Below are 22814 nucleotides of genomic sequence, written 5' to 3'. Positions count from 1 at the left end.
TTAGTCATAAATCTAAACTCAATAAAACTTGCGGCTAATGGGACACAATAAACAGAGGCGTATGTTATAGACAGAGCGCTCGTTATAGAAAGAATGTGCTTGCTGGATAAATAGTGGGTTACTCCGATCTCACTCCTCCATACACATCAATGGTTAGCCCACCTTGTTTGGCATAGGTATTCGGTGTTAGCCCTATGGTTTTCTTAAGGTAGCGAATTAGGTGTGGCTGGTCGCTAAATCCAAACTGGTAGGCAACGTCTATCCAATCAATGTCATCAAAATTTCGTTTATAAAGGTATTCGAGCATCGCCTCGAGTTTGTTCATCGACTGGCACTGTTTCAACGTTAGTCCTGTCACCTTGTTGAAGCTTCTTTCTAATGTGCGTTGCGAGCAAAACAGTTTGTCGCCGAGCTCTGCAATTGGTGTTGTACCAAGCACTTCTAACACCTTGCGGGTGAGTTCGCTGTGTCTGTCTGTTTTACCTGTCGATAGCCAAGGCAGCAGCAAATTATCCAACCGCTGACAACAAGCTTCAAAGTCGGTTTGGGCAAGCTGGATCAACGACATTGCTTCGGCTTTTGGATTGCCTAACAAATTGGCGAGATCGATAGGGTTAACAGAGTCTAGGCTGGGGTGTGGGCAGTCTGGGATATTTAACGAGTACAAGGCACCAACATGGAACTTGATACCCAAATGAATAAACGGTTTCGAGTGATCCAGTTCAATCGCTTTATGGTGTGGTAGCAGCAGATGACAGCCAGCGCCTTGGTCGACTTGTTGCTCGATCGTGTAGTGATACGCTTGTTCATCTGGTGATAAAATCAAGTGTGCCGATGGATCGGGATTGAGTATCGGAAATTGATGAGTTTGAGCGTCGGGCGTTTTTTCAATCAGCCAGTAGCAGTCAATGAACTGAGCAACTTCAGGGGATTTTGGAGACTGTAACCAATTGATCATTCGGTATTCTATTTGGGGTTAACGTTACATATAACTATATGTGTCTATCGTTGGGGAAGATAGTTTTCTCTTTGCTGAGCGCGTAATGACTAACCACAAACAATAAAGCCCATAACCGTTGGATGTATAGAGTCACAGTTATAGGCTTTATTTATGCTGGCTTCACTCGGGCAGCGAGTAAGTCGTTAAAGTAGAATCCTAACTAAAATCGAACTGTAGGATTCGGTTCTTAGATGATAACCCAGCACGGATTATCGCTTTCTGCGCACCGATGTTGCTGCTTTCTGTAGAACACATCGCTTCCAAACCTTGGCTGGTGGCGTGTTGTGTTAGAAAGTTCAGCACGCGTGTTGCTAAGCCTTTTCCACGTTCTGCTTGAGCGACAATCATACCCAAGTCAGCAAACTGCGTTTGGTGTTCATCGAATTTACGACACTCTCCCGTAGCAAGAATACTGTTGCTTTTCCAGTAGCCCCATAGTTCTTGGCGGGCAATCAAATTACCGTAGTAACCTGTGAGCCACTCTTTAGGCGCGCCGATCGCTGATGAAGCAAATTCGACTAGCTGATCGAGTTGCTCTTCCGTCGCGAGAGTCATCTCGACATTTTCAATGTTCTTTGCGACGGCTGTTGGACGCTGGCGGAACATCAGAGCGTTGACCTTGAAGGACTCGGTATTGTCCAAGCATAGTGACAGATACTGCGGCTCTGCTGTGCTCACGAATGCGCCTTTCACCTCACCAATCACAGAGCTGTTGTTTTCGATGATCAAGGTGAACAAGTCGGCAATGTTCGCGTTGGCTGTTGCTGTTAGGAAAAACTGAAGCAAGTAGCCTTCACCATTCAACACGCAGTAACCGACAAGCTTGCTGTTTTCGTAAAAACCAAAATGGTCAGACATTGGTACAAAGCCGAAGTGCCACATGCCATCGAGTGGGGCGGTTGAATCAGAAAAATAAGCCGTTTTTAGTTCACTTAAGTCGCTAAGTGATGAGATTTTTTTGATGTCTAACATCGCGTTCATTCCTGTTGTTTCAATGACAGCAAGTGTAGGCGAGTAACTGAGATAGGTATTGAACAAAAACGACAGTTTTAGATTAGATAGAAAAGAGTCCTTTTTATACATTAATTTGCAACGAGTTTTTGAATCTGGGTGCGTGGAGCTAAAATACTTCTGTATTCTCTTCACTCTTTGTTGAGTAGAACTCGCTCAACTTCTGAATGACTTTATGCTGGCCTTTATTTTGCGCTAAACAAAAATTGCATAATAATCAGGGTAATCAAGAAAACTCAGCACGTTGACTCCGATTTATAATGGAAAAATATCCCCAAATTATTCAAAAGTTTTCATTACCGACTTAGGTTTGATTCTGTCTAACATGGTTTAAATACGCATTATTTATCAGTTATGAGAAGCAGGAGTTTTAAACTATGCTCACCAAGACAAGTCATCAATTAACGACACTAAAAGCTGATTTGGCAAAGACAATACAAGACCTAAACAGCGCAAAACAACCTCTTACTTCGCTCAATCAAAATATTCGATCAGTTGAGCAAGACTTAAAGAGTGCTATCCACCTAAAGAAAAATTATGTTTCAAGGCCTTATGCGGTAGCTTCCGACATAAAAAACTTCGAGGGGACTGTACGACTTAAAGAGGTTAAAAAAGGTCAGTGGGAGTTTAGGGGAGAAAGTCATAGTAAACTAAAGTGCTTTGGAAACCTTCACGTAGGGCGGCATAAGAAAGAAGTTGCGGCGGCAAGAGCTGTGATCAACCCCGTGTTTTCTGGCGCGAATCCAAAGGAACCTAAAGCGATAGACTCGTCTAAACTTAATGATTATATACAACTACGTGAGAATACTATTTCTGCACTTAATTCTAGTGTAAATGATTCTAGGGTGGAGCGTGAAAAAATAAAACGACTCATTAATGAAGTTGATAATCAAATATCCAAGTTAGAGAGAAAACAAAAAGCGACCCAGGATAAAATAAAGAGCACCCGCGATGGGCTAGTTGCTATTTACAGTACTAATCATGGTGCGAAAGGAATAAACAATAGAGTTAGGCATGACTACGGCTGTGTACTAAAGACAGAATCTTCAGCTTCAATTCGCCAAGGTGCGAGTATTGAATGGAACCGTGCACACAAAGACTCGCCGTTTATTATGTCTTCAAAAGAGGACCTGGATAACGCCGTTAAAGCTCTGCATCATGGCGCAAAAGAAGCTGTTGAGTTTATGTTTGATGGCCAGAAAAAAGACACTTTTGGGATACAGTATCGAGGCTCGATGTTTAAACCTCAAGAGGGAGTTGGAGCATTAAAACAAGGGGACCGTTTTCAAATTGGTTTCATCATGTCATGCGATACAAACGAAAAAATGGCTAATAAATACGCATCAAGAAAATACCATTCAGACTCCGACACTGCTAATAGAGGTCAACAACCGGCTGTATATATTATCGAGGGAACTCCATTTAACATTGGAGCCGGTGATACCGGAGAGAATGAGAGAAACTATAAACCTGGTAGCCAATTCGTAGTTCGAAGTGTGGTAAAGAGAGGTGAGACTACTTACTTTAAATTGAAGGAAGCTAGACCTATACCTGTAAAAGACGTGAATCACACGGTATACCGCTGATTAAACGACCACTCCAGAGCCTCAGTTTTTCGACTGGGGCTTCATGTTATTGATATTTCCTTTTTCTTGAACGCTTTCGTACAAAGTGATTCTATCTGAAGTTAAATTAAAAAAACTGAGACCAGAATATTTCAGGAAATACCTCATGATATTTTTAGTCTTAGGTTGAAAAATGGCAGCTCAATCCATTCTTTACTAATACATGAAATATGAAGAGTTTAATTTTAGGCCGACAGTTAGTGTCTATAGAATATAATAAAAAATTGTCTGAGAGGAAGGTAAAGGAGGAAAAGATAAGAGTTGCTAAAGTCTCGCAGCTATCAAGTTATGATAATCTAAAAACTCCGGTCTTGGTGCTTAATGAAAAAGTTGAACATGTTATTGATGGTACTGAATTAGGGTTTGATTCAACCGATGGAGCTGAACATAAAGATCTGCTCTTCGAACTGGCCATTCGAAATAAAGAAGTGACTAACGCACAGCTGACTAGTCATTCGAGCCAGGCGCTCGATCATATTAAACGATTGGTCGTGATTGGTGACAGCTTGTCGGATTCAGAGGGGCGAATGAAGTCTAAGACTCTCGGAGTTATGTTGTCATCTAGACAGTATTACAAAGGTCGATTTACCAACGGTTTTGTTTGGGCTGATTTTATTTCTTCAGGAGCCTATTTGAAGAAGTACATGAAAAGTGAGGAAGCACGTGACAACTTTAAATTGCTTAACTATGCGGAAGGTGGGGCTGTTACTGCTAAGTACTCAAAATTGAACCCAACGTTTTGGTTAATTTCCAACATGAAACGACAAATCCATAAACATGAAAAAAAAGAAGGTTTTCAGAAAGGAGATATGGTGGTACTAGCACTAAGTGCCAATGATTATATGACATTTGATAAAACGGATGTAGAGAAGGTTGTTAACTGCTATGAAAAAGAAATTATTAAAATGGTGGTATCCAAAGGAGTCAAATATATTCTAGTCACTGGCATTCCAGATTTATCAATAACAGCACATGCACATAAAGAGTGCGACAGGGATAGGGCTAAGATGTCAGGTCTTTCTAATCAACATAACCAGTTTTTAAAAAGTAAGTTGAAAGAGCTGCAAGAACGGTTTTCCGGTGATGGTGTTAAAATAGGCTTTTTTGATTTTAGTGGGCAGCTTTATGAATTAGTCGATATGGCTAATCAAGTTGGATACGATACAACTACTGAGGAGCAAGCTGGTTACATTGATTTACCTCGTGTGTTTGGTCTTAAAGGTAATAGTCAGCCATTTGACTCGGCACATCGTCATGTCTTTCATGATGAGGTGCATCCTAGTCAGGAAGTACATCAGATGTTGGCATCACGGATGTGTGACTTTATTGTTTCGCAGTTTGGCCGAACGAGCAAAATGAACCCTAGTGAATAGATAATTTTTTCAAGTCGAAGTATGAGATTTAGTGGATAATAATCATCGAAGCTCACCGGACAAGGTACGCCTAAACAAATTGCGACTGCTTTTAGGCATACCTTTATTAGAGTCTTTTATATTTGAATATGAATTAGAAAATAAAGCTTAACTGAACATCAAGTTATGTTGGAACGTTGCAGTTTATAGTGAATTGCGCTGGAAGGTCATCATAAAGAATATTAATAGCGTCTCTAGTGAAACCTTCCAGTTGTTCTTGGCTACTAAAGGTTACCTCTCCAATATTTGGGTCATAGAAGGCATACTGTTCCTTACCTAGTTCGACACTCGAATAGGTTGCTACCGCATGACCACTTCTTTGGCCACTTTCGGCTAAATTTTGTCTTAGAATATGTAACTGTAGATTTCCTTGACCAAAACCCAATCGTTGCTTTTCAATACCATCAGTTTCAATACCAACGAGGTTGAATCGCTCAATGATCTCCTTTTCACCGCCAAACTGGCCGTCAAACAAAGCTGATGCTTCTTCAAAGCCTTCTATCGATCTCATGCTTTCAAAGAAGTGCGTATTGTTTGCCGTATCCTTTCCCCATTTAGCGGCTAATCCATAGCAGAGCCCGTCTTTGTTGAGTGTCTTGTTCTTGAGAAGTCCATCTTGAGTCCATGCCGTTACACTTGTGGCACCATGACTTTTTTTCAACATTGATGCTCCTGAAGCAGAATGTACTCCGGTGATGAACAGTGCTTGCAGTTCTTCTAATTTGGCTGGTTGAGTTTCTCTTTTCTCTTGCTCAGCCAAACCTACTAGTTTGTTTAGAGCCTTAGTAAAGTTAGTTTTCTTAGGGGTTGCAGCATCATTACTGTGAACCTTTGGTGCATGTTTCTTAGTACTCTTCGACTGAGCGCTATTTGGGGGGTGTTTTTCCTTTCTTCTTTGTTTAGCTTCTTGTAATGACTTCAGTGTAGGTACTTGACTTGAGTCTGTGAGTCCAATTTTAGTGAAGAAGTTAACAAGAGCACTTTTTTGTCTCTCGTTTGCTTTGTTTAATGAAGAGTCACGAGCATAGGATAACCCCTTTAGCTCTGTCTTAAGCTGATTATTACGATCGCTATCAAGTTTTGACATGTTTACGAAACGGCTGATCGAATGCTCTATTCTGGTTTTGTCTTCTTTTGTCCATAGCTTCTTGTCGCCAATAGATTCACTAACCTGAACACTAAAGTTGGATTGTGTTAATGGATACTTAGCTAACATTAATGCCATGAAGCTCTTTTTTTCGAATTCACTTGTTACTAAATCAACAGTGCCCCAAGAGTTTAATTCGATTCGCTCGTTCTTCAGTTGGTTTTTCTGGCTTTCAAATAAGCCTGTCATACTTGATGTCTTAATATATTCGTCTAGATTGTTTATATCTTTTACCGTGATTGTATCTCGGCCAGCTAGAATAGTTTCTAGCAAGATTTTGGCACTTTCCTCTTTTATGTTATGACGTTGCTTTAGAGTGCATATCAGTAGTTTCTTACAATTCTTAGTGTGCCTTACGCGAGATATTGGAAATGAAAAGAAAGCTTTTTTTTCCTTAACATATGCGGTTCCGTTTTTAACTCTTACCTCTTTATTTTCATCTTTGACTTGACCTAGGGATCTTTTAATATGTTCGATTGAACTGTAATTTCTTTGCGGCCTCATTGTTACCTCGTTATAGAGTGAGTAAGTGATAGTCTTCGAATTCATTAATGCTTAGAGTCGAAAGGCTTTCGACTCTAGTAACAGGATGTCTCATTAAGTTCCTGCGTGAATCGCTATGTGGCTTAATATGCTTGAAATATAAATACCACTTATGTATGTGACTTTCTTTGATAAAATTTGAGTAATTGTTCTTTTGAGGAGTTAAATGATTATTTGATTTTTTGGGAGAATAAGCGTGGTCATTGGGAGGTATGGTTGAACAAGGTTGTGTCAAATTGTAGTAACGGGGAATGAACTTATATGGGAAGGTTTTCAAGTGTTTAATTACAGCTATGCTCTAATGTAGTTAGTAAGTTTGAAAACAATAACATGACCATGATTAAGACATGTTATTGTTATTGAGTGTTGTTCTATTTAGTGTAATAAATAGTATCGCTTAAGTCATTGATATCTAAAGATAGTGATTTATGTTCTTGCTTAAGTTGGTCGACGATGTCGTTATGAACGTTTTTGTAAGATGAGATCACGTTGAAGGTCATCGGCTTAAGGTGTTTCTTTGTATGGGCTTGGACGCGGTCGTATAAATCTGACTTTTGGAGAGCGCTTTTGTTCGAAGGTACAAAGGGTTTTCCGTGACTCATTGCCTCACCAATTGGTACTACTTCATTGAATGTATGGTATCCACCATAATTCATGAATGCCGCAGCTCCAAGAGTAAGTGGCATTACTTTGTCTGTTTTTCCGTACATGGATTCGCCGGACAATATGGTAGCTGCTAATAGTATGTCACAGGTCCCACCTGATTGTGCACCTGCATATGGTTTACCTTTATAAGAGCTTTCAAGTGCATGCATACCATATGGCTGCCAGCGGTTGATTCCCGTACCATGATGGAGTTTATGACGCGTCATACCATCACTAAGTCCCAGATTTTTATAGCTTTGTGGCATTGATGCCATCTCGCTTTCAGACATCATGTATGGTCTGGTTAAGTCTTGTATAGGAGCGTTCTCACGCGGGATACCATTTATATTCTTGTTGCCGTTGAGTGCGTCTAACAGCTTATGTTGCTCTAAAGAGTTTTCATCGTTTACTTTTTGAACGACTTGGCCGAACCCCAAGCCATACTTTGCGGCATCTTCGTACTTTCCATCCACAGCTTTTAATACGCCGTTTTCATCTCTTATCATTGGCATACGTTCCGATCTGGCTCGAGTTAACGAGTCATCAAATACTTTTGTTCTCGTTTTTTGAGAAAACTCTTTGAATAAAGGGAATACATCTTTACCTAGGATTGAACTGAGAGCGTCGGAATTTTTTCTCTGATTTTTGCTAAAGTCTTTATGATCATTGCCTTCCGGTGGATTTAGTAACTGCCAAACAGTGGTGCCAAATGTACTTATGGCTTTTATCTTGGTAAGCATGCTGGCGTGATTTTTTTCACCTGTAGGGATATTCAATTCGCGGATTAGCCAATTTTTCAGCGGCTCTTTAGACTCTTTTGGTTGGCGACCAATTTGGTCGGAGTTACTGCTCATAGGAGAAAATTGCTTTTCAAACAACTCGGTAAGGGGCATTTCTTTGTTGTTGAACACAACGGTATGGTTCGTTCCGTCGCTAGATATTTTTTTTAAAACATCGGACAAACTCTTCGCATGGTTATCAATTTGAGTTCCGGCAGAAGAAGGTTGATTCAGTATATTCATACTAACTCCCGCCTCAAACATTTTTGCACTTGTTAGAACTTGCTTCTTTGCATCTGAAAGGGAAATCCCTTTAGCAGAGCTTAGTACTCGATTGGTATCTGTATTTTTAAATTCAGATACGTTTGTATTGGTTCGTTGAACGTTTAGCATGGTTAGACCTTCAAGTAGAAATTTAAGTATAACTACGTTAAGGCAAGTATTCCCAGTTCTCCAGTGATAATAGGTTACTAATTACGTGAAAATTAATATTAAAGTATGAATTGAATTTTTTATGATGTTTTTTATATCGTTAATAAATCATGAGTTTTTTTGTTTTCATGTTTTTGCCAGTGCGTTCAGGGTTTTGGATGCTTAGCTGTAGAGAGGAGGGGGGGGAACAACAGAGAGGTTATCAGCGAAAAATTATGATATTTAAATGCAATTTTAGAGTGACCCCTTAGTGTCATCTTTTTCTGAATGAAATTGTTTAATTTTATTTGAATTAATCTACTTGTTTGTTGTAATTGTTTGTTTTTTGATTGGTAATGATAGAGCGAATATAAGAGGAGTAATTTATGTTTAAAAGAAATATTTCACTTTTAAGTTCTACATCAGTGATGAGTAATAAAAAAGATGAATCAGAGCCAAAAGTTAAAGTAAGACAAGTCAGTAATACGATGAAGGAAGACTTTCCATTAGCCAAATCTTTCTCTAATCCCATTAGCACAGAAAGAAAACTCAGTATATCGGAGTTCCAGTCCAATCCGGTTCTGAGAGAAGCTCAAGATTCGGACTTATCGTCTCTTAACTATCCAGATCTAAGCCTGCTAAATCAGAATAAAAAAATTGAGCAGAAGCTCGGTAAAATACTTATTGATAGTGACTTAGGTAAACAACTAACACAGAAAGCTATCGATATAGGAAAAGATGGTTTTGGTGTGAATTTCGAACATATTGTGCGAGAAAATAAAGAAAGCATAGTAAAAAAAGCTTATAAAATAGGTGGGGCTAACGAGCTTTTGAAAGGTATTCTGTCACTGGACTCAGTGTTTTTGGCTTTAGAGGATTACTATTTAGATAGTGGTGTTTACGATATTAAAACATTGGCTCAGCAAGCGGCAGATCACGGACTTTCAAAGCGTGAATATTTAAGTGAGGTGAGCTGCGAACTTCACAAAACTGTTGGTGCTGAGCCATTTGGTCCTTACGATTATCTTGGGCGAAAAACAGTAGCCCAAGAGGAATTTAGTGAAGCGATGAAACAGCGACGTTCAAACTATTTTAATACTGTAACTGCTGATAATCGTGCATTTGGTGGAACATCATATCATCAGTGGTATGACGTTAACCCCAACAGAATTGATAAATGGGAAAAGCTACCTAAGAAGTGGCAAGCTAGAGTGATTAAATTATCGGGTGAGTCTGAAGAGAAGGTGAAAGCAAAGTTTGAGACTTCTCCGGAACTGAAAAGTGACTTTCTTCAAGGGATAGGGTTTTATAAAAGCACAAGTGAGTTTACCCATGACCTTATGTTAGATGAAACTGTCGATGGGATTAGGCGTCATGATGCGGGGGAAAATTCAAATATTTTGAGACGTTCTCAGAAAGGAGTCCCTGAGGTAGAACATATGGTGACATTGGCAATAGATAATAACCGACCTTTGATATCAGGCATGAGTGGTCATACAGTTAAGTTCTTGAATGCCTTTGCTAATTTACGTCATTATTACATATCGATAAGAAACAACCAATCAGCGACTGAGAAGCAGCTGATAGCAGCAACTAGAAAACTAGAAAAACTACCTACACTTAATGAAGCAAGAATTATCTGTATGGCGAATCTATTACCTCCTAAAAGTCACCACTCATATTTCGAGATCATGGCTGCGTCAGAGGGGATCTCTGACGGTGAGACAAAGCTACAGTTTAACGATATAGGAGGTTACAGTGATTTGAAAGCAGACGAATTTGGTGACAAAGTTTACAAGCGATTATTTACGAACGAGTGATAGGGGGTGAAATTCCCTGGCAGAGTTGTGATTTTTTCATATTTATATCGCTTGTTATTAAAATGGCTGGAGTCGGCGCTATGATTATACCTGCCGTATTTTTCTTAAATAACCCCATGATTTATATTTAAATATATTAATAATTAATGATTCGTTATTTAATGGGTTTTTTTATGTATTCTACAAAAGTTTTAAAATCAACACCTTTTATCTGCCACCAATCAGATAATAAAGTGGATTCCGATTCTAATTTTAAAGTTAAAAGGGTTTATCAAAAAGTGATAGATACCGCTATAAAAAAAGGACTAGATAAATCAAAGGCTCCCCTTTCAATGAAAGGCACTACACATTATGAGACTCTTTATAATCATGTCTCTTTTTGCGGAGCTTCAGAGATTAATATTCATTTACAAAATAAAGCTATCGAAACTCAAGATGCTGACTTAATAAAAGCAAAAAAAGAGGAAATCACAGATATTTTTAAGAGGGCAACAAATATAACTTGTTTAATGAACTCCGGGGCGCTTCGTACTTATTTGGCTCGTATAATTGATAGAGATGAAAAGGTTAGAGTACTGAGTAAATCTGACCGAAATGAACTGATAGAGTCCGCCTATGAGCAGTTTGACAAGCAGATCGATCAAGTTATCTCAACTAACAACCTCAAAACACCGACTATTTCTTACATAAAAGAACTTGTAGGTATAATAGTAAAGGATGTATTTGAAAATCAAACAAAAGTGACTTTGGATGAGACGCCTAAGATAAAACTACGAGATAAGACATTAACTCAATTTATGGAACGAGAAATAGATAAGTTGTATGAACGCCACGGGTTTATCGGAAAGCGAAGTGGACTGAGGTTTTCGGCAGACTTAGAGATGACTAAGTAAAGTGCGTGTGTACTTATCTAATCAAATATGGCATTGAATACGTATAAAGCAGATTTTTCAAGCAATGGGAATGCTTGTAAATGAAGGGCATGTCGAGTTGATATCCTAAATATAAGTGTCCTTCAATCGATGGGCCAACTTCCTGTTTTTCTCATGGTAGTTGGCTCATTGCACTCAAATTACTCAATATGGATATTTCAATGCCTCTTTAAAAATAGCGCTGGTTCCGGTTCTCAAACTCTACTTAATATTCTCACTAAAAGCCTTTCCCAAGATTCATTTATCTTGGCTTAATCCTTTATTCCAAGATCGTAACCCCCAAATATAATAATGATACTAGAATCGTTTTCGAGGTTAACTGATAATGACAAACCTAATGGTGCCTTGTAGCTTGCGTCTACATATACGGATATTCAAATGATAAAAAATTAAGCGAATTAGATGTGCGGAATGGAGATGTCAATAAGTAGGGTACTTCGAGATGAGGTATAGCACTTTCATCTGAAACTCGCTATATCCCTAAGAAATAGGGGGCCTACTTTATTGTAAGGTTCTATTTTTAGAAAAACTGCTCACTTAAATAGGTTTCGAGTAAGCAGTTTTAGCACCGTTTAAGTCTAAATCGTGCTATTTACGGTGATTATAGATTCCCCTTTTTTAACAGTGCAAGCTCGGCTTTTAAACGCTGGTTCTCTTCGTTGATGGATTGATAGGTAAATTCTTTAAAGCCCGTAGGTAATCTTTGTTTAAGAAAGTCAGTAATGCTCTCTTCTAGCTTTTCTGGGTTTTGAATTGCTTGGCGAAACTCTGATTCGAGTTTATGGGCCGCTGATTTATCTAGATTAGCTAGAAATCCACTAAAAGTATCGATGTTCTTGAAAGAGCCAGTGACTTGGCTCTGATAATCTTTGCTCAATAAGTCGGTACGAGTTGAATCGTTGATCAGAGCTAAACTAGCTTGTTGAGCTTTAGCGAATACCTCACTTGTTTTTTCGGTCGTTGATGCAACAGATCCATTGTCATAACGCTTTCTTGATGTAATCGATAGCTGTTTCTGCATTTTACTTAGGCCCTCTCTTACCGTTAACCATTGCGAAGGGGATGAATTTGCGTTGCTCATCTCATCACCTTTCGTCATCTCTTCATCTATGTTTACTGGTTGGTAGTTTCCGGCGATGACATCCGATTTCTTAAACATCGAATGGCTGAATAGCGGGGCTGATTCGGTATCTTTGGTATAAGGTTTAATTACATTGAAAAATGACTGGCAGTAGTCTGGCATTTTATCGATGTGAGCCTGCGTCACTTGATCTGCTTGCAGATCACCAATGTTATTATTCAGCTGCCCTAGAACATCTAGATCTACTGAATGGATGATAGCCTGGCTAATGAATCTTGCTACTAGGTCTTTATCGTCATTGGTTAAGGTTTGATACTGGCTTAATACGTTCTCTGGCTCTTCGAAGATGAGTTTCTGGCCTTGAGATAATTCTGGGTTACTCTTTACTGGCTGGTTTGTATTGGCCCCCTGATTAAGTGCTTTTAAGCCTTTGGTTCCGCCAAACTGTCGAATCTGCTCGAACATTTTGCTTGAATCTGTGGGAGATGTAGAAGTGGGTATCGCTTTACCGGAAAACGAAGCTGGGGGGGGTGGGGGGGGGGGGGGGGGTGCAGCTTGGGTGGTTTGCTGTTTGTCTTGTAAGCTGTCAATACTAGGTAAACTCTTTCCCGTTTTTAGTGGAACTGTATTTGCTAAATGCTGTGATGTTGATGCTGTTTGAGCCGGTACCGCCATTTCCGTCTTACCGCTGCTTTGTTTTTTTTGTAATCCATTTCGACCACGAAAAGCCTGAATTTCTTTAAGTAGATTCGTTCTCGGCATCTCAATAGTCCCTTGAGCCTTGTGGCTGTCCATCTTTAATTGTGAAGTTGATTCTGGGCTTTTAGATGTGAGTTGTTGTGCTGATGAATTGGAATCAGTTGTTTGTCTTACGAAGGAAGCTTCTTGTTGATTTAGTAGCCTATCCAGTTGGAGCGTTAATCTTGATATGTCCTCCTTTTTGACCTGAGCTTGGCTGTACAGGCTCGTAATTGTATTGATGAGTTTCATTACGTCTCGCTCAGGCACGGAGCTTATTTGTTTAACGCTAAGAGAGTCATTGCTTTGTCTATTCGGTTGTTTAGAGCTTTCGAGGGTATTGGGTTGTGGTGTTAGATTCAGAACATTAGAACGCATGTTTTAGTACCATAGTTGATAGTCACATCGCTCAATATCTTCTCTACTAGCGGTCAAATCGAGAGATTATTTGTGAAATATTCATCACAAGAATCCATCCCATAAAGTACGAAATATAAGATGGATCTATTTTTAGTTTCCTGTCTGATTAATAGAGTTGAAGTGGTCATTTTTTTTCAAAAATAATCTAGTCTTATCTCTTTGAGAGTCTTGCACTTAGTGATAAAAGTGATGAACGCAGCGATGAAGATTAAGAGCGAGTAGAGCGTTTAAAAACGTAACGTTACTTCATGGTCCGAGTGGTTACATTCTGAAGACATAAAAACCTAATCATTAATAATTATAAGTTAATTTTTAACCATAATTGTAATAACACTAAATTGAGACTATATGACTTTACTTCTAGAGATGAGACAGTTCTTTGTATATGAAATTGTATTTGTTGGCTTAGTATATACGGTTGTTTTATTGGTGGTGATGTTGCCATATGTTCGATTTATATCGAAAATTAGTGATCGAAGAGAGAGTTTCGTTTTAGATATGAAAGAAGGGTTGAACAAGAAAGAATTTTTTATTGTCTATCAACCCATTGTCAATGGATATGGCCGAAATATTGAAAGCCTAGAAGCTTTGATTCGTTGGAAGCACCCAACACTAGGTATAATCTCACCAGATGAATTTATCCCTTTGGCTGAAGAAAGAGGAATCATTAATGACCTTACTGACTATGTTTTAGAATTAACCTTGGAAGAATTGCAGCGGTCTAATACACTGTCGATCTTATCTCTTGGTGTGAATATCCCGCCATCATATTTAGGTAGTGTTGAGAGAGTAAAAAAACTCAAGCATTACACAGAACAGTTTAGAAAGCTTGGTATTGGTCTTATTGCTGAAATTACAGAGCGTCAAGCTCTTGAGCCTGAAGGAGTAGCGTCTATCGATCTACTTAGAGATTATGGTCTTAAGTTTGCTGTTGACGATTTTGGTACTGGACATACATCTTTATCAATGATTCAGAATATAGAATTTGACTATTTAAAAATAGATAAATGCTTCATTGATAAAGTAGGTTTGAAAACTACCAATCCTGCCGTGTTAAATATGATCATTGAGTTAGGCGATCGTTTAGGTGTAATTACTGTAGCTGAAGGGGTCGAAACAAAAGAGCAAGCCGACTATTTAATCAGGAGTGGTGTAAATAAACTACAAGGTTATTACTTCTCTAAGCCTTTGCCTTTAAATGAAATTGAAATGATTTCGTCATCTAATTTTTATTCCCAGTCGCCTTCGAAAACAAGTAGACTCGGATTGAAACCACCAGCCCTTAACTCACTTCTAACCTCAGATCTTATCGATAGATAGAAAACTAACAAAGATCATAGGTTGCGATTGACCTTTGGTCCAAACGATAGCCTTAACCGTTTTAATTTGCTTACATGTGGAATTTCACCTTTTACCATCTAAATTCAGGCTTATTTTTCGAGTATATATTAAGCAATATAGGTTCAAATTCATCCCTAATACCTACATGTAAAGTATTTTTAGCCTAGGGGTAGAGAAGACGTCACTAGGTGAGCGCTATTGGCCTTTAGATAAATTCACAAATATTCAGCGGTGAGTGGTGTGATTTATCTAGTTAGTCTTAAATTTATGATTGTAAGTTTTAAATGAATTTGTTTTTCATAATGATTCAAAATAACCCATTAGCGTTTTTTTTAAAGAGTTATTAATATCGAAATTAAATTTATCTTATCTTTTAAACCTATTGCTCGTAGGAGTTGATATGCCCGGCTTAACGATCGAAAACATTCAGCCTTCCGTTATGGAAGATACTTTTAATAATATCGGAGAGGGTTTTCAGGAGATTCTTGACAATCTCGACCGTATTAATGCAGGAGGTCAAACTATCACTGTTCAAGATACGCTCGCTCTGCAACAGTCTGTATTTCACTACAGTATGTATCAAGAAACTGTAACAAAAATTGCTTCTAAGTCAGCAAATGCAATTAATGAAGTGATGAAGGCACAGTAATGAAAAAACTGTGGTGTTTGTTATTGATCATACTGACCGGGTGTAATGAACAGGGCTCAGCCCAAATTGCTAGTTTTGAATCCGCTGATATTGCCAATAAGGTTGTTGTCTTATTAGGCCAACAACAATTACCAGCAACATTAGAGAGAAACAAGGAAAGTTATCTAGTTTACGTGGACAAGCCTAACGAACCTAAGGCGCGAGAATTACTGAGTCAGTTTAATTTCTATTTTCAGCGTGAAGATCTCAACGATTTGCTCGAATCAAAGTTTGCTAGCTTGAGTAAATTAGAGGTAGTAAAAAGCAATTTACTTGAAAGCCGTGAAATCTATAACAAGCTGAGCGTGATTCCTAATGTTTTACGAGCGAGTGTAGTAGTGAGCGGAGAGAAAAACAAACGAGTATCGGTGCTAATCATGAGTTTACAAGAAATGGATTCTAATAAGAAAAGTAATATCGAACGATTTCTTAAAGGATTAGTGGCTGAGCAAGATACATTGACTATAAGTTACTTTGTACAAATGGCGGGTAATGAAAACGTATAAAAAGCGTCATCAGAAGCTGCTGCATTATTGCCTAACTCAACGTTTACTTTGTCCAGCCTCTTTTTCTGTTTTGACTAACTTAACGGACAAGGATAGTCAGCGATGTCTATCAAGTAATCTTGGCGAGGTTAGAAAAGTCGTGGCGACTCTTGGGTTACTAATTGAATACCAAAAGCATCGCCAGAATAGGGAAGGTTGGTCGTTGGTACAAGTTCGAAAATTACTAGGACAGAATTTGTACCTTTGGTCTGATGCCGTTGGCATTCAGCATATCCCACAAGAATTAAGCAACCAGCAACTCGGCTTAATGATGCTCGCCCAATACGATAACCGCCTGGCTGTGGTGTGGTCGATACGTTTAAGAGTCGATCTCCCATCACAACCCTTAACTATCACGAGCACCTATCGGCTATGTGATGTTGTTAATCAAGTCTTGGCCCCATTATTTGATAAACCGGAAGTAGATTGATGTATTCAAGCAGGATTGAAAAAAAGTGAAAAATAAAAAGATTGAATTTGGAAAAGCGGGAGATGAATTCTTTTCATTGCTCGACGGGAAAATGGTTGAGCATGAGTTGGCCAAATTGCGAAAATCAAAGAAAATCACAACAACTCAATTAAAGTCTGTCTTTGAATTGGGTGTTGAGTTTTATAATAAGTTCCAGTTTAAAGAAGCGGAAATAATATTTTCTGCCTACTGCGCATTAAATCCTTATGACCATCGTGGGCCCGGTTGTTTAGCTGCTATTTATTTGGAAAAGGGGCAGTTCAAAAAAGCTTTGGATGTATTAAGTGTCTTGAAGACATACCCGACTAATGATTTGGATGAAACTATCCTTAATATTTCTCTCTGTCATTACAAGTTGAAAGAATATATTCAGTCGGCTGCAACTCTGATTGTCGTTAAATCAGATCACCTTAACGAATTTTATTCACAGCGTTTCGAGTATTTACAGAAACAGTTAAAACCCTATTTGTCTTAATTGCTAATTATGCCGAGGAATGGACAGTGATTACAAGTACCACCAATAGTCTCTCTAATTTAGACCACATTGACGATGAACTCTCTCCAGAGACATTGGCACAATCCGTCGCTCAGATAGAATTAATCAATAAAGCGGAGGCTGAGCTTAATAAAGCCGATGTCAGTATCGCGACCTTGGTAAAACAGCCTGCCAGCGCTGAAACATTAGCCATGATCGCTGCTCAACAAAAGCAAGTGGTCATGGCTATGGTTGGTGGTAACCCTGAACAGGCAATTGCAATGGCATTGGCACAGAGTATTGAGAAATACGGCAAGCAATTGTCGGTTATACAAGGCTGGACCAATGGAGGACTGGCTATGTTTGAGAGTGCGATGGCAGTGATGTTTGACGGTATAAAAACAAGCGGTGAAACATCTGGTTATGCCTTAGAAGATTTATTCCAGCTCGCGATCATGGACTTCATGTCCCACGGTTATGGCCCAGCAATGGACGAGCAGATGAGGCATTTCTTAGAAAGTACTGGATCAGGTTCTCATGGCTATCATGAAAGCTGGGATGGCGCCGCGTTTGCCAATAATTGTCAGAATGTTTTTAACTATATGATGAACAACGCGCCACAAGACAGCCTCTGTCACGATATTTTGATTTACATGAATGACAACTGTGGTGGGGTCTCTGCTTTACAAAGCCAGTACAGAAACAACTTCAGCAATACTGGTGGGTTTGTCTGTGATTCTGGATATCCAAGCAGTGCAGGGCTCTCTCCGATGTTACGAATGGCTCTTATGGCTGGCTATCTCACGACCAATCCAAAGGTTGAACAATCGACGATTGAAATGTTTCTTACGGCTCCTATCGGTACATTGGATGTCTTTATTCAAACCAATACTAGTTATGCGTCGGCGATTGATTATATTTTCGAGAATGACGGTTACCAGAATGACCCTGCCCATGATGGCTGGAGAGAAGTGACACAAAATGGACACCAGGTTATCGACTGGGAAGGGCGAGGTCTAGGTTCAGAATATTTTGAGCATATGTACAACGACTTTCCTCCAAGAGAATTAACCGATGAAGACGTTGAAGAGATCAACAGAATCGGTGATCAGGTCAAAATGCTCCAGCAGACCCTCAAATACTGGCTTTCAATATGCCGTGATGAACAAATGGCGATTGCGCGCAATATATAGGTAATACGATGAATGTTAGTAACCTAAGTGGTATTTCGATACCAAATTCTTCTCCAGACAAGACGATAGTTACGCAAGATATTGAAGCTCGACTTGCGGCGATTGATAACGCGCAAGCGAAGTTGAACCAAACCGACACCGCTATCTTGGAGTCCGATATGCAGCCAGCCAGCGCTGAAACATTAGCGATGATCGCTGCTCAACAAAAGCAAGTGGTTGTTACCATGGTCAGTGGTAATCCCGAACAGGCGATTGCTATTGCGCTTGCACAGAGTATAGAGGCGTATGGTAAGCAACTGGAATTGATTCAAGGTTGGACTAATGGTGGCGTTGACATGTTTGAGTCGGCGCTTTGGTTGATGCTAGCAGACTTAGAAGAAGGTGGAATTCAACCTGAAGAGATGGAAGACCTTTTTCAGATTGCCCTTATGGATATCATGATTCACCCAGAACAGTATGGGTTAGAAAGTTGGTATGCCGCAAACAAGACTGATATTAGCCATATTTTGGAGAGCACTGGCAGTGGTAGCCATGGTCTGCATGAGTCCAATTACGATACTCCTGAGAAATTAGCAGCAGTGACCAAGAAACTTTATAAAGGGATCATGGATAACGCGACGATGCCCGAAGGCTCACTGCTGGACCAGGTAATGACTGATTTGGAGGGGGCTGGAGGTTCAGATGCCCTTTATAAACAAATCAATGATAACTACTACGATGATTATGGTTGGTGGGCTAATGGTACATCCGACGACCTGAGCCCGATGTTACGTTTATTTGTTCTCAGTGAAGTGCTGCAAAATAATCCGCAAATGACGCAAGAAGAAGTGGAACTCATTTTAACAGGCTCTCTCGATGATATTGATGCTTATATCGCAAGGACGTTTGGTCTTGATCAACTTGGGCAGCCTTATACAGCGCTCACATATTTATGTGCTAATTCGACCTGGCAGGTCCAGGATGGGTACACCTATGGCGACCAAATTGATTGGATGGGAAATGGCATTGATAACAGCGACTTAGTTGCGCTTTATACTCAGTTTCCACCTCGAGAATTAACCGACGAAGAAATCGAGGAAATCAATCGTATCGGCGACCAGGTCAAAATGCTTCAGCAAACTCTCAAATACTGGCTTTCAATATGCCGTGATGAACAAATGGCGATTGCACGCAATATTTGATTGTCTTACAACGCCAGCTAAAGAACAGCATAAAAGGACATGATATTGCTGGGGACATGTCGCTCGTCCATCGAGAGTAGAGCAAGCCTGAGGGATGCTTATTCCCGGCCTAATACATGAAGGGAAAATACATGAGTACATTCATGAATACCATCTCAGCTCCGGCCTATGTCAGTGCTGTAGAGGATCAAAGCAAGAGTGAGCAGAGCACGTCTGCTCAAAGCTCTGCTGTGGAGTCGGCCTCGCCGAACCAGCCACTTCCTGGTAGTTCTGTTTCACTTAGCGCTTTGTGGCGTTTGGTTGAAGCACAGATGAAAGAAGTCGCGAATGCCGTTTCAGGTACGGGCAAAGAAAACTCAGAAGCAAAGAAATCACTGATTGAAGTGCAGAAAGAGTCTCAGATTAGCCAACTGAAAGATCGTGAAAGCCAAATCGAAGAACAGAAAAAAGCAGACAAGAAACAAAGCTTTTGGGGCAAGTTGGGTATGGCGCTTGGTTTTATCGCTGCGATTGTGATTGCACCGTTTAACCCAGTGATGTCGGCAATTATGATTGGAACCATGGTTGCGGCGATTGTTATTCCTAAGATCGCAGATGAAATAATGAAAGCGGCAGGTGTTCCTGAGGAAACTCGGGAAAAAGTTAAAATGGGGTTGGAGATCGGCATTGGTCTTGTCGGTATGCTGCTTAGCTTTAACCCTGCTCAGTTGGTGAAAAACATAGCCAAAACAGCGGCAACTGCGGCAGCAAAAGCTGCCAGTGTGGTTGACCGTGCTGTTGATGCAATGATGAGCTTACGTAGTATTTTAGCCAATATGAACCCAGCTAAATTGGCTGCTCTACTGGGGAAATCTGCCGCAAACGGTGCGACTAAAGCGACTAAGTTATTAGATACCGCAGTTGATGCACTCAAAGCATTTAAAACGACATTGGTTAATACGACCAAACAAGCTCTGCAAAAAGCGGCTGATACGGTGACAAAAGTCATGAATCAAGCACTTGAAGCTCTTAACCAATTGAAAGCGAGTTTTATTAAAGCACTAGACACGGCATCTGATGCTGTTAAATCGGTGGGTACGGCGCTGAAAGAGCAGTTAGCTAGTCTAACCAAAGCGGTCGATAAAGTTTCGTCTGTAATGGACGACTTTGCTGCTAGTGTGAAAAACCTTAACCCAGCCAATATGTTAAATAAGTTGTCCGAAATTACTGACAAAATGTCTGACATGCTCAACACCATAAAGGCCATGCGACCAAGTCAACTTCTCAATAAAGCCAAACAGATGTTGGATGATGTGGTCGAATCACTTAAAGACTTGATGACCAATAGTGAGAAAGCTTCACTTCGAGCTACGCGGGTCAACCAAGTGGTGGAAGTAAGTTCGAATGCGACTTCTGTCGTTAGTACCGGTTATGGTGTGAAATCTGCTGATATCTCGAAAGATTTAGAGGTTGCTCAAGCTAAACAAGAAGAGCTAGAAACTCGCATTCAGCAAATATTAACCATGCTTTCTCAGGCGATGCGCACCGTGACTCATGCGTTTGAGTCTCTTTACAAAACCAACAGTGATCATCGTGAATTTAATGACAAGATGATTTCGATCACTATGTAATCCGGAGAAATAATATGACAACTGTAATGATGAATACAATGCCTTCGGATTTCACATTGAAGGAAGGTAAGAACACAACAAACAGCCCAGAGATCAATGAGAAAGAGTGGAATAGCTTCTCTAGTTCATTAGATAAAGCCAATTCAGGCACTGTTTCGATGAGCGACCTTTTGGCTTTGTTAGCCGAGATTATTGAATCGTCTCAGCGCTTACGTGCTCAGGTGATGCAAAACCGTATTACTGAAGCTGTCGCGACTAGTGATCTAGCTGTGAAAATTGCCGGAGATAAGTGTGGTGATGCACAGCGTAAGTTTGGTATTACACTGGTTGCCTCAGTTGCAACGATGGCACTATCCACGGCAGCAACTGTGCGAATGGGGCAAACTAAAACCCTTCAAGATAAACATGTTGTTGATATGACCAATGGCAAGTCGACTTCAGTGAAATCATTAGATTCGAATACCGTTAATGATTTTAGTGCTCGTTTACAAGAGGGGCGTACTGGTAAGTATCGTGCGGTATCTCAAATGAGTGAGATGGGCGGTAGCATGGTAGGCAATGTCAATGAGATGCAGAATGCTGCACAAGTGAGAACTCAAGAAGAGAGCCAAGCCACTAAAGATCTGAAAGAGAAGTTCGATGGTCAACTGGATCAATACATTCAAGACTTAACTCAAGAGGCGGTCAAATTGAATGAAATACTTGATTCCGTGGCCAGAGCGAGTCTGGTAACAAACCGATAAGGAGCAAGAGCGGGCTCGCCCGCTCTTTTTAGCCTATGCGAAGTGTCTCGTTTTCGATGCCACAAAAAGCTGAGCGTGTTTCTGACATCACTCCGACAAAACAAACTCGGGAAGAGAGTCAGACAAAGCGTGTCCGAGATGTTAAGCAAGCTGATAAACGGGCAAAAAAACAGCATCGCCTTTTCCGTATTAGACGTAAGCCGATGACACCTCAGCAGCAGCGGCAATTTTCAAAAATGCTGAACAGCTATCAACTTAAAGCCTTAAGAGATTGGCATGGGTTCACGCAAGGCTTACCCGAAAAAAAATCGCTTAACGAGGCGCAGCTATTTATTTTACAGGCTGCCAATCAATGTCAGCATCTTTATCCTTCCTCTATTCGCAAAAAAATGACTCAGTATCTGGAGTCATTAGGTGCGTTGGCCGAGGGAATGGACGCAGACAGTGAAGTACTGCAACAGTTGGTAGCTTATGAGCATTATCTGGAAGGGTTACTTTCAATGTTAGTACTCTGTCGAAAGTATGACGATCGTGAGCGTCGGTACCAACAAAAGCCACAAAATTTGAATGATTCTAACGGAGATCTTAACGATGACCAGTCCTTCTAGAATTGCCCATTGCGACATCCAAAATAGCGGACTGGATCCTTATGAAATGATCAAAAACAAGTCACAACGACTGAGTTGGAATCGGCTGTCTGATACCGATATCTATCTTGATAAAAAGGCGGTGATTGAGTGGTTTGAACGTTTACGTCACTACTCAGAGCCGACGGTCAAAGCCATTGTTGTTGACGGAGTACTGGAAAATGAATTCCACAATATCACTTTTATTTTACGACTAGTACAGGAGCACGACTTTAGCACTATGACATCTAAAGATACTTATCAATTATTGTATGATTTTGTGTGCCAAACACCTCAAGGAATTAGAGATTGGGTGGATGAAAAGGATTATTTGATGAGCCGCGATGTATTAGCCCTACTTTCTCGAAATCGGTAAAAC

20 protein-coding genes are annotated in these 22814 nt (G+C 40.0%); 15 read left to right on the top strand and 5 right to left on the bottom strand.

The genetic code is table 11. The features are described 5' to 3' along the window. Positions 1-118 precede the first annotated feature (118 nt). Both OW495_RS06100 and OW495_RS06095 read right to left on the bottom strand, forming a co-directional pair. Positions 119-958 (bottom strand): AraC family transcriptional regulator, encoded by an 840-nt coding sequence (locus OW495_RS06100; RefSeq protein ID WP_289885601.1) that lies wholly within the window; start codon positions 956-958, stop codon positions 119-121. Positions 959-1156: 198 nt separating this feature from the next. Next, a complete protein-coding gene (locus OW495_RS06095) occupies positions 1157-1972 on the bottom strand; it encodes a GNAT family N-acetyltransferase (RefSeq protein ID WP_289885600.1) in 816 nt (271 codons plus the stop codon). 416 nt (positions 1973-2388) lie between these two features. Here OW495_RS06095 and OW495_RS06090 point away from each other — a divergent pair, with 416 nt between their 5' ends. Continuing rightward, complete coding sequence (locus OW495_RS06090; protein WP_102513400.1) at positions 2389-3597, top strand: hypothetical protein; 1209 nt, start codon at positions 2389-2391, stop codon at positions 3595-3597. Between the two features lie 209 nt (positions 3598-3806). Continuing rightward, complete coding sequence (locus OW495_RS06085) at positions 3807-5009, top strand: SGNH/GDSL hydrolase family protein (protein WP_102513399.1); 1203 nt, start codon at positions 3807-3809, stop codon at positions 5007-5009. A 163-nt stretch (positions 5010-5172) separates the two neighbouring features. Here OW495_RS06085 and OW495_RS06080 read toward each other — a convergent pair whose 3' ends face one another. Next, positions 5173-6699: a YopT-type cysteine protease domain-containing protein gene (locus tag OW495_RS06080; protein ID WP_289885598.1), complete on the bottom strand. Its 1527-nt coding sequence runs from the start codon at positions 6697-6699 to the stop codon at positions 5173-5175. Positions 6700-7109: 410 nt separating this feature from the next. After that, positions 7110-8555 carry a hypothetical protein gene (locus OW495_RS06075; RefSeq protein WP_019820972.1) on the bottom strand — a complete coding sequence of 482 codons (1446 nt, stop codon included), beginning with the start codon at positions 8553-8555 and terminating at the stop codon, positions 7110-7112. A gap of 404 nt (positions 8556-8959) precedes the next feature. Here OW495_RS06075 and OW495_RS06070 point away from each other — a divergent pair, with 404 nt between their 5' ends. Both OW495_RS06070 and OW495_RS06065 read left to right on the top strand, forming a co-directional pair. After that, entirely contained in the window at positions 8960-10393 is a 1434-nt protein-coding gene (locus OW495_RS06070) for a hypothetical protein (RefSeq protein ID WP_019820970.1), read from the top strand. A 173-nt stretch (positions 10394-10566) separates the two neighbouring features. Beyond that, positions 10567-11286, top strand: coding sequence for a hypothetical protein (locus OW495_RS06065; protein WP_133153974.1), 720 nt, complete (start codon positions 10567-10569; stop codon positions 11284-11286). Between the two features lie 640 nt (positions 11287-11926). On the opposite strand, the gene OW495_RS06060 is transcribed toward OW495_RS06065, so the two are convergent. Then, the gene (locus OW495_RS06060) at positions 11927-13522 is read right to left on the bottom strand and encodes a hypothetical protein (protein WP_289885593.1); all 1596 of its coding nucleotides are present in this window, start codon (positions 13520-13522) and stop codon (positions 11927-11929) included. A gap of 390 nt (positions 13523-13912) precedes the next feature. Between OW495_RS06060 and OW495_RS06055 the strand changes: the two genes are divergently transcribed. The 11 genes from OW495_RS06055 to OW495_RS06005 all read left to right on the top strand — a co-directional run bounded on the left by OW495_RS06055 (position 13913) and on the right by OW495_RS06005 (position 22811). Next, complete coding sequence (locus OW495_RS06055; RefSeq protein ID WP_065111669.1) at positions 13913-14884, top strand: EAL domain-containing protein; 972 nt, start codon at positions 13913-13915, stop codon at positions 14882-14884. Between the two features lie 421 nt (positions 14885-15305). After that, positions 15306-15554, top strand: coding sequence for a hypothetical protein (locus tag OW495_RS06050; protein WP_019820965.1), 249 nt, complete (start codon positions 15306-15308; stop codon positions 15552-15554). After that, on the top strand, positions 15554-16099 hold the full coding sequence (locus tag OW495_RS06045) for a hypothetical protein (RefSeq protein ID WP_019820964.1): 546 nt from the start codon (positions 15554-15556) through the stop codon (positions 16097-16099). Before OW495_RS06050 ends, OW495_RS06045 begins: the two co-directional genes overlap by 1 nt. Then, positions 16086-16568, top strand: coding sequence for a hypothetical protein (locus OW495_RS06040; RefSeq protein ID WP_017107241.1), 483 nt, complete (start codon positions 16086-16088; stop codon positions 16566-16568). Before OW495_RS06045 ends, OW495_RS06040 begins: the two co-directional genes overlap by 14 nt. A 25-nt stretch (positions 16569-16593) precedes the next feature. After that, positions 16594-17082 carry a regulator gene (locus OW495_RS06035; RefSeq protein ID WP_102513396.1) on the top strand — a complete coding sequence of 163 codons (489 nt, stop codon included), beginning with the start codon at positions 16594-16596 and terminating at the stop codon, positions 17080-17082. A 26-nt stretch (positions 17083-17108) separates the two neighbouring features. Further along, a complete protein-coding gene (locus tag OW495_RS06030; protein WP_102384373.1) occupies positions 17109-18275 on the top strand; it encodes a hypothetical protein in 1167 nt (388 codons plus the stop codon). Between the two features lie 8 nt (positions 18276-18283). Beyond that, positions 18284-19456, top strand: a complete 1173-nt coding sequence (locus OW495_RS06025; RefSeq protein ID WP_102339100.1) for a hypothetical protein — start codon at positions 18284-18286, stop codon at positions 19454-19456. A 131-nt stretch (positions 19457-19587) separates the two neighbouring features. Then, entirely contained in the window at positions 19588-21066 is a 1479-nt protein-coding gene (locus OW495_RS06020; RefSeq protein WP_017107236.1) for a hypothetical protein, read from the top strand. Between the two features lie 14 nt (positions 21067-21080). After that, on the top strand, positions 21081-21809 hold the full coding sequence (locus OW495_RS06015; RefSeq protein WP_019820959.1) for a hypothetical protein: 729 nt from the start codon (positions 21081-21083) through the stop codon (positions 21807-21809). Between the two features lie 35 nt (positions 21810-21844). Then, positions 21845-22417: a hypothetical protein gene (locus OW495_RS06010; protein ID WP_076667568.1), complete on the top strand. Its 573-nt coding sequence runs from the start codon at positions 21845-21847 to the stop codon at positions 22415-22417. Then, a complete protein-coding gene (locus OW495_RS06005; protein WP_019820957.1) occupies positions 22401-22811 on the top strand; it encodes a hypothetical protein in 411 nt (136 codons plus the stop codon). The genes OW495_RS06010 and OW495_RS06005 overlap by 17 nt, the downstream gene beginning before the upstream one ends. Positions 22812-22814: the final 3 nt, after the last annotated feature.

The sequence above is a fragment of the Vibrio sp. 14N.309.X.WAT.E.F5 genome (assembly GCF_030397615.1).
In the GTDB taxonomy this organism is placed as follows: domain Bacteria; phylum Pseudomonadota; class Gammaproteobacteria; order Enterobacterales; family Vibrionaceae; genus Vibrio; species Vibrio lentus.
Note: the sequence above shows the minus strand (reverse complement) of the source record. Positions and strands in the feature narration are given on the sequence as shown.

Bases quoted from the DNA above. Each gene is read 5' to 3' on its own strand.
- OW495_RS06025 (WP_102339100.1), top strand. From the start codon at position 18,284: ATGAATGTTAGTAACCTAAGTGGTATTTCGATACCAAATTCTTCTCCA.
- OW495_RS06050 (WP_019820965.1), top strand. From the start codon at position 15,306: ATGCCCGGCTTAACGATCGAAAACATTCAGCCTTCCGTTATGGAAGAT.
- OW495_RS06080 (WP_289885598.1), bottom strand. From the start codon at position 6,699: ATGAGGCCGCAAAGAAATTACAGTTCAATCGAACATATTAAAAGATCC.
- OW495_RS06045 (WP_019820964.1), top strand. From the start codon at position 15,554: ATGAAAAAACTGTGGTGTTTGTTATTGATCATACTGACCGGGTGTAAT.
- OW495_RS06100 (WP_289885601.1), bottom strand. From the start codon at position 958: ATGATCAATTGGTTACAGTCTCCAAAATCCCCTGAAGTTGCTCAGTTC.
- OW495_RS06090 (WP_102513400.1), top strand. From the start codon at position 2,389: ATGCTCACCAAGACAAGTCATCAATTAACGACACTAAAAGCTGATTTG.
- OW495_RS06070 (WP_019820970.1), top strand. From the start codon at position 8,960: ATGTTTAAAAGAAATATTTCACTTTTAAGTTCTACATCAGTGATGAGT.
- OW495_RS06095 (WP_289885600.1), bottom strand. From the start codon at position 1,972: ATGTTAGACATCAAAAAAATCTCATCACTTAGCGACTTAAGTGAACTA.
- OW495_RS06015 (WP_019820959.1), top strand. From the start codon at position 21,081: ATGACAACTGTAATGATGAATACAATGCCTTCGGATTTCACATTGAAG.
- OW495_RS06005 (WP_019820957.1), top strand. From the start codon at position 22,401: ATGACCAGTCCTTCTAGAATTGCCCATTGCGACATCCAAAATAGCGGA.
- OW495_RS06065 (WP_133153974.1), top strand. From the start codon at position 10,567: ATGTATTCTACAAAAGTTTTAAAATCAACACCTTTTATCTGCCACCAA.
- OW495_RS06010 (WP_076667568.1), top strand. From the start codon at position 21,845: ATGCGAAGTGTCTCGTTTTCGATGCCACAAAAAGCTGAGCGTGTTTCT.
- OW495_RS06060 (WP_289885593.1), bottom strand. From the start codon at position 13,522: ATGCGTTCTAATGTTCTGAATCTAACACCACAACCCAATACCCTCGAA.
- OW495_RS06055 (WP_065111669.1), top strand. From the start codon at position 13,913: ATGACTTTACTTCTAGAGATGAGACAGTTCTTTGTATATGAAATTGTA.
- OW495_RS06040 (WP_017107241.1), top strand. From the start codon at position 16,086: ATGAAAACGTATAAAAAGCGTCATCAGAAGCTGCTGCATTATTGCCTA.
- OW495_RS06075 (WP_019820972.1), bottom strand. From the start codon at position 8,555: ATGCTAAACGTTCAACGAACCAATACAAACGTATCTGAATTTAAAAAT.
- OW495_RS06020 (WP_017107236.1), top strand. From the start codon at position 19,588: ATGAGTACATTCATGAATACCATCTCAGCTCCGGCCTATGTCAGTGCT.
- OW495_RS06085 (WP_102513399.1), top strand. From the start codon at position 3,807: ATGAAGAGTTTAATTTTAGGCCGACAGTTAGTGTCTATAGAATATAAT.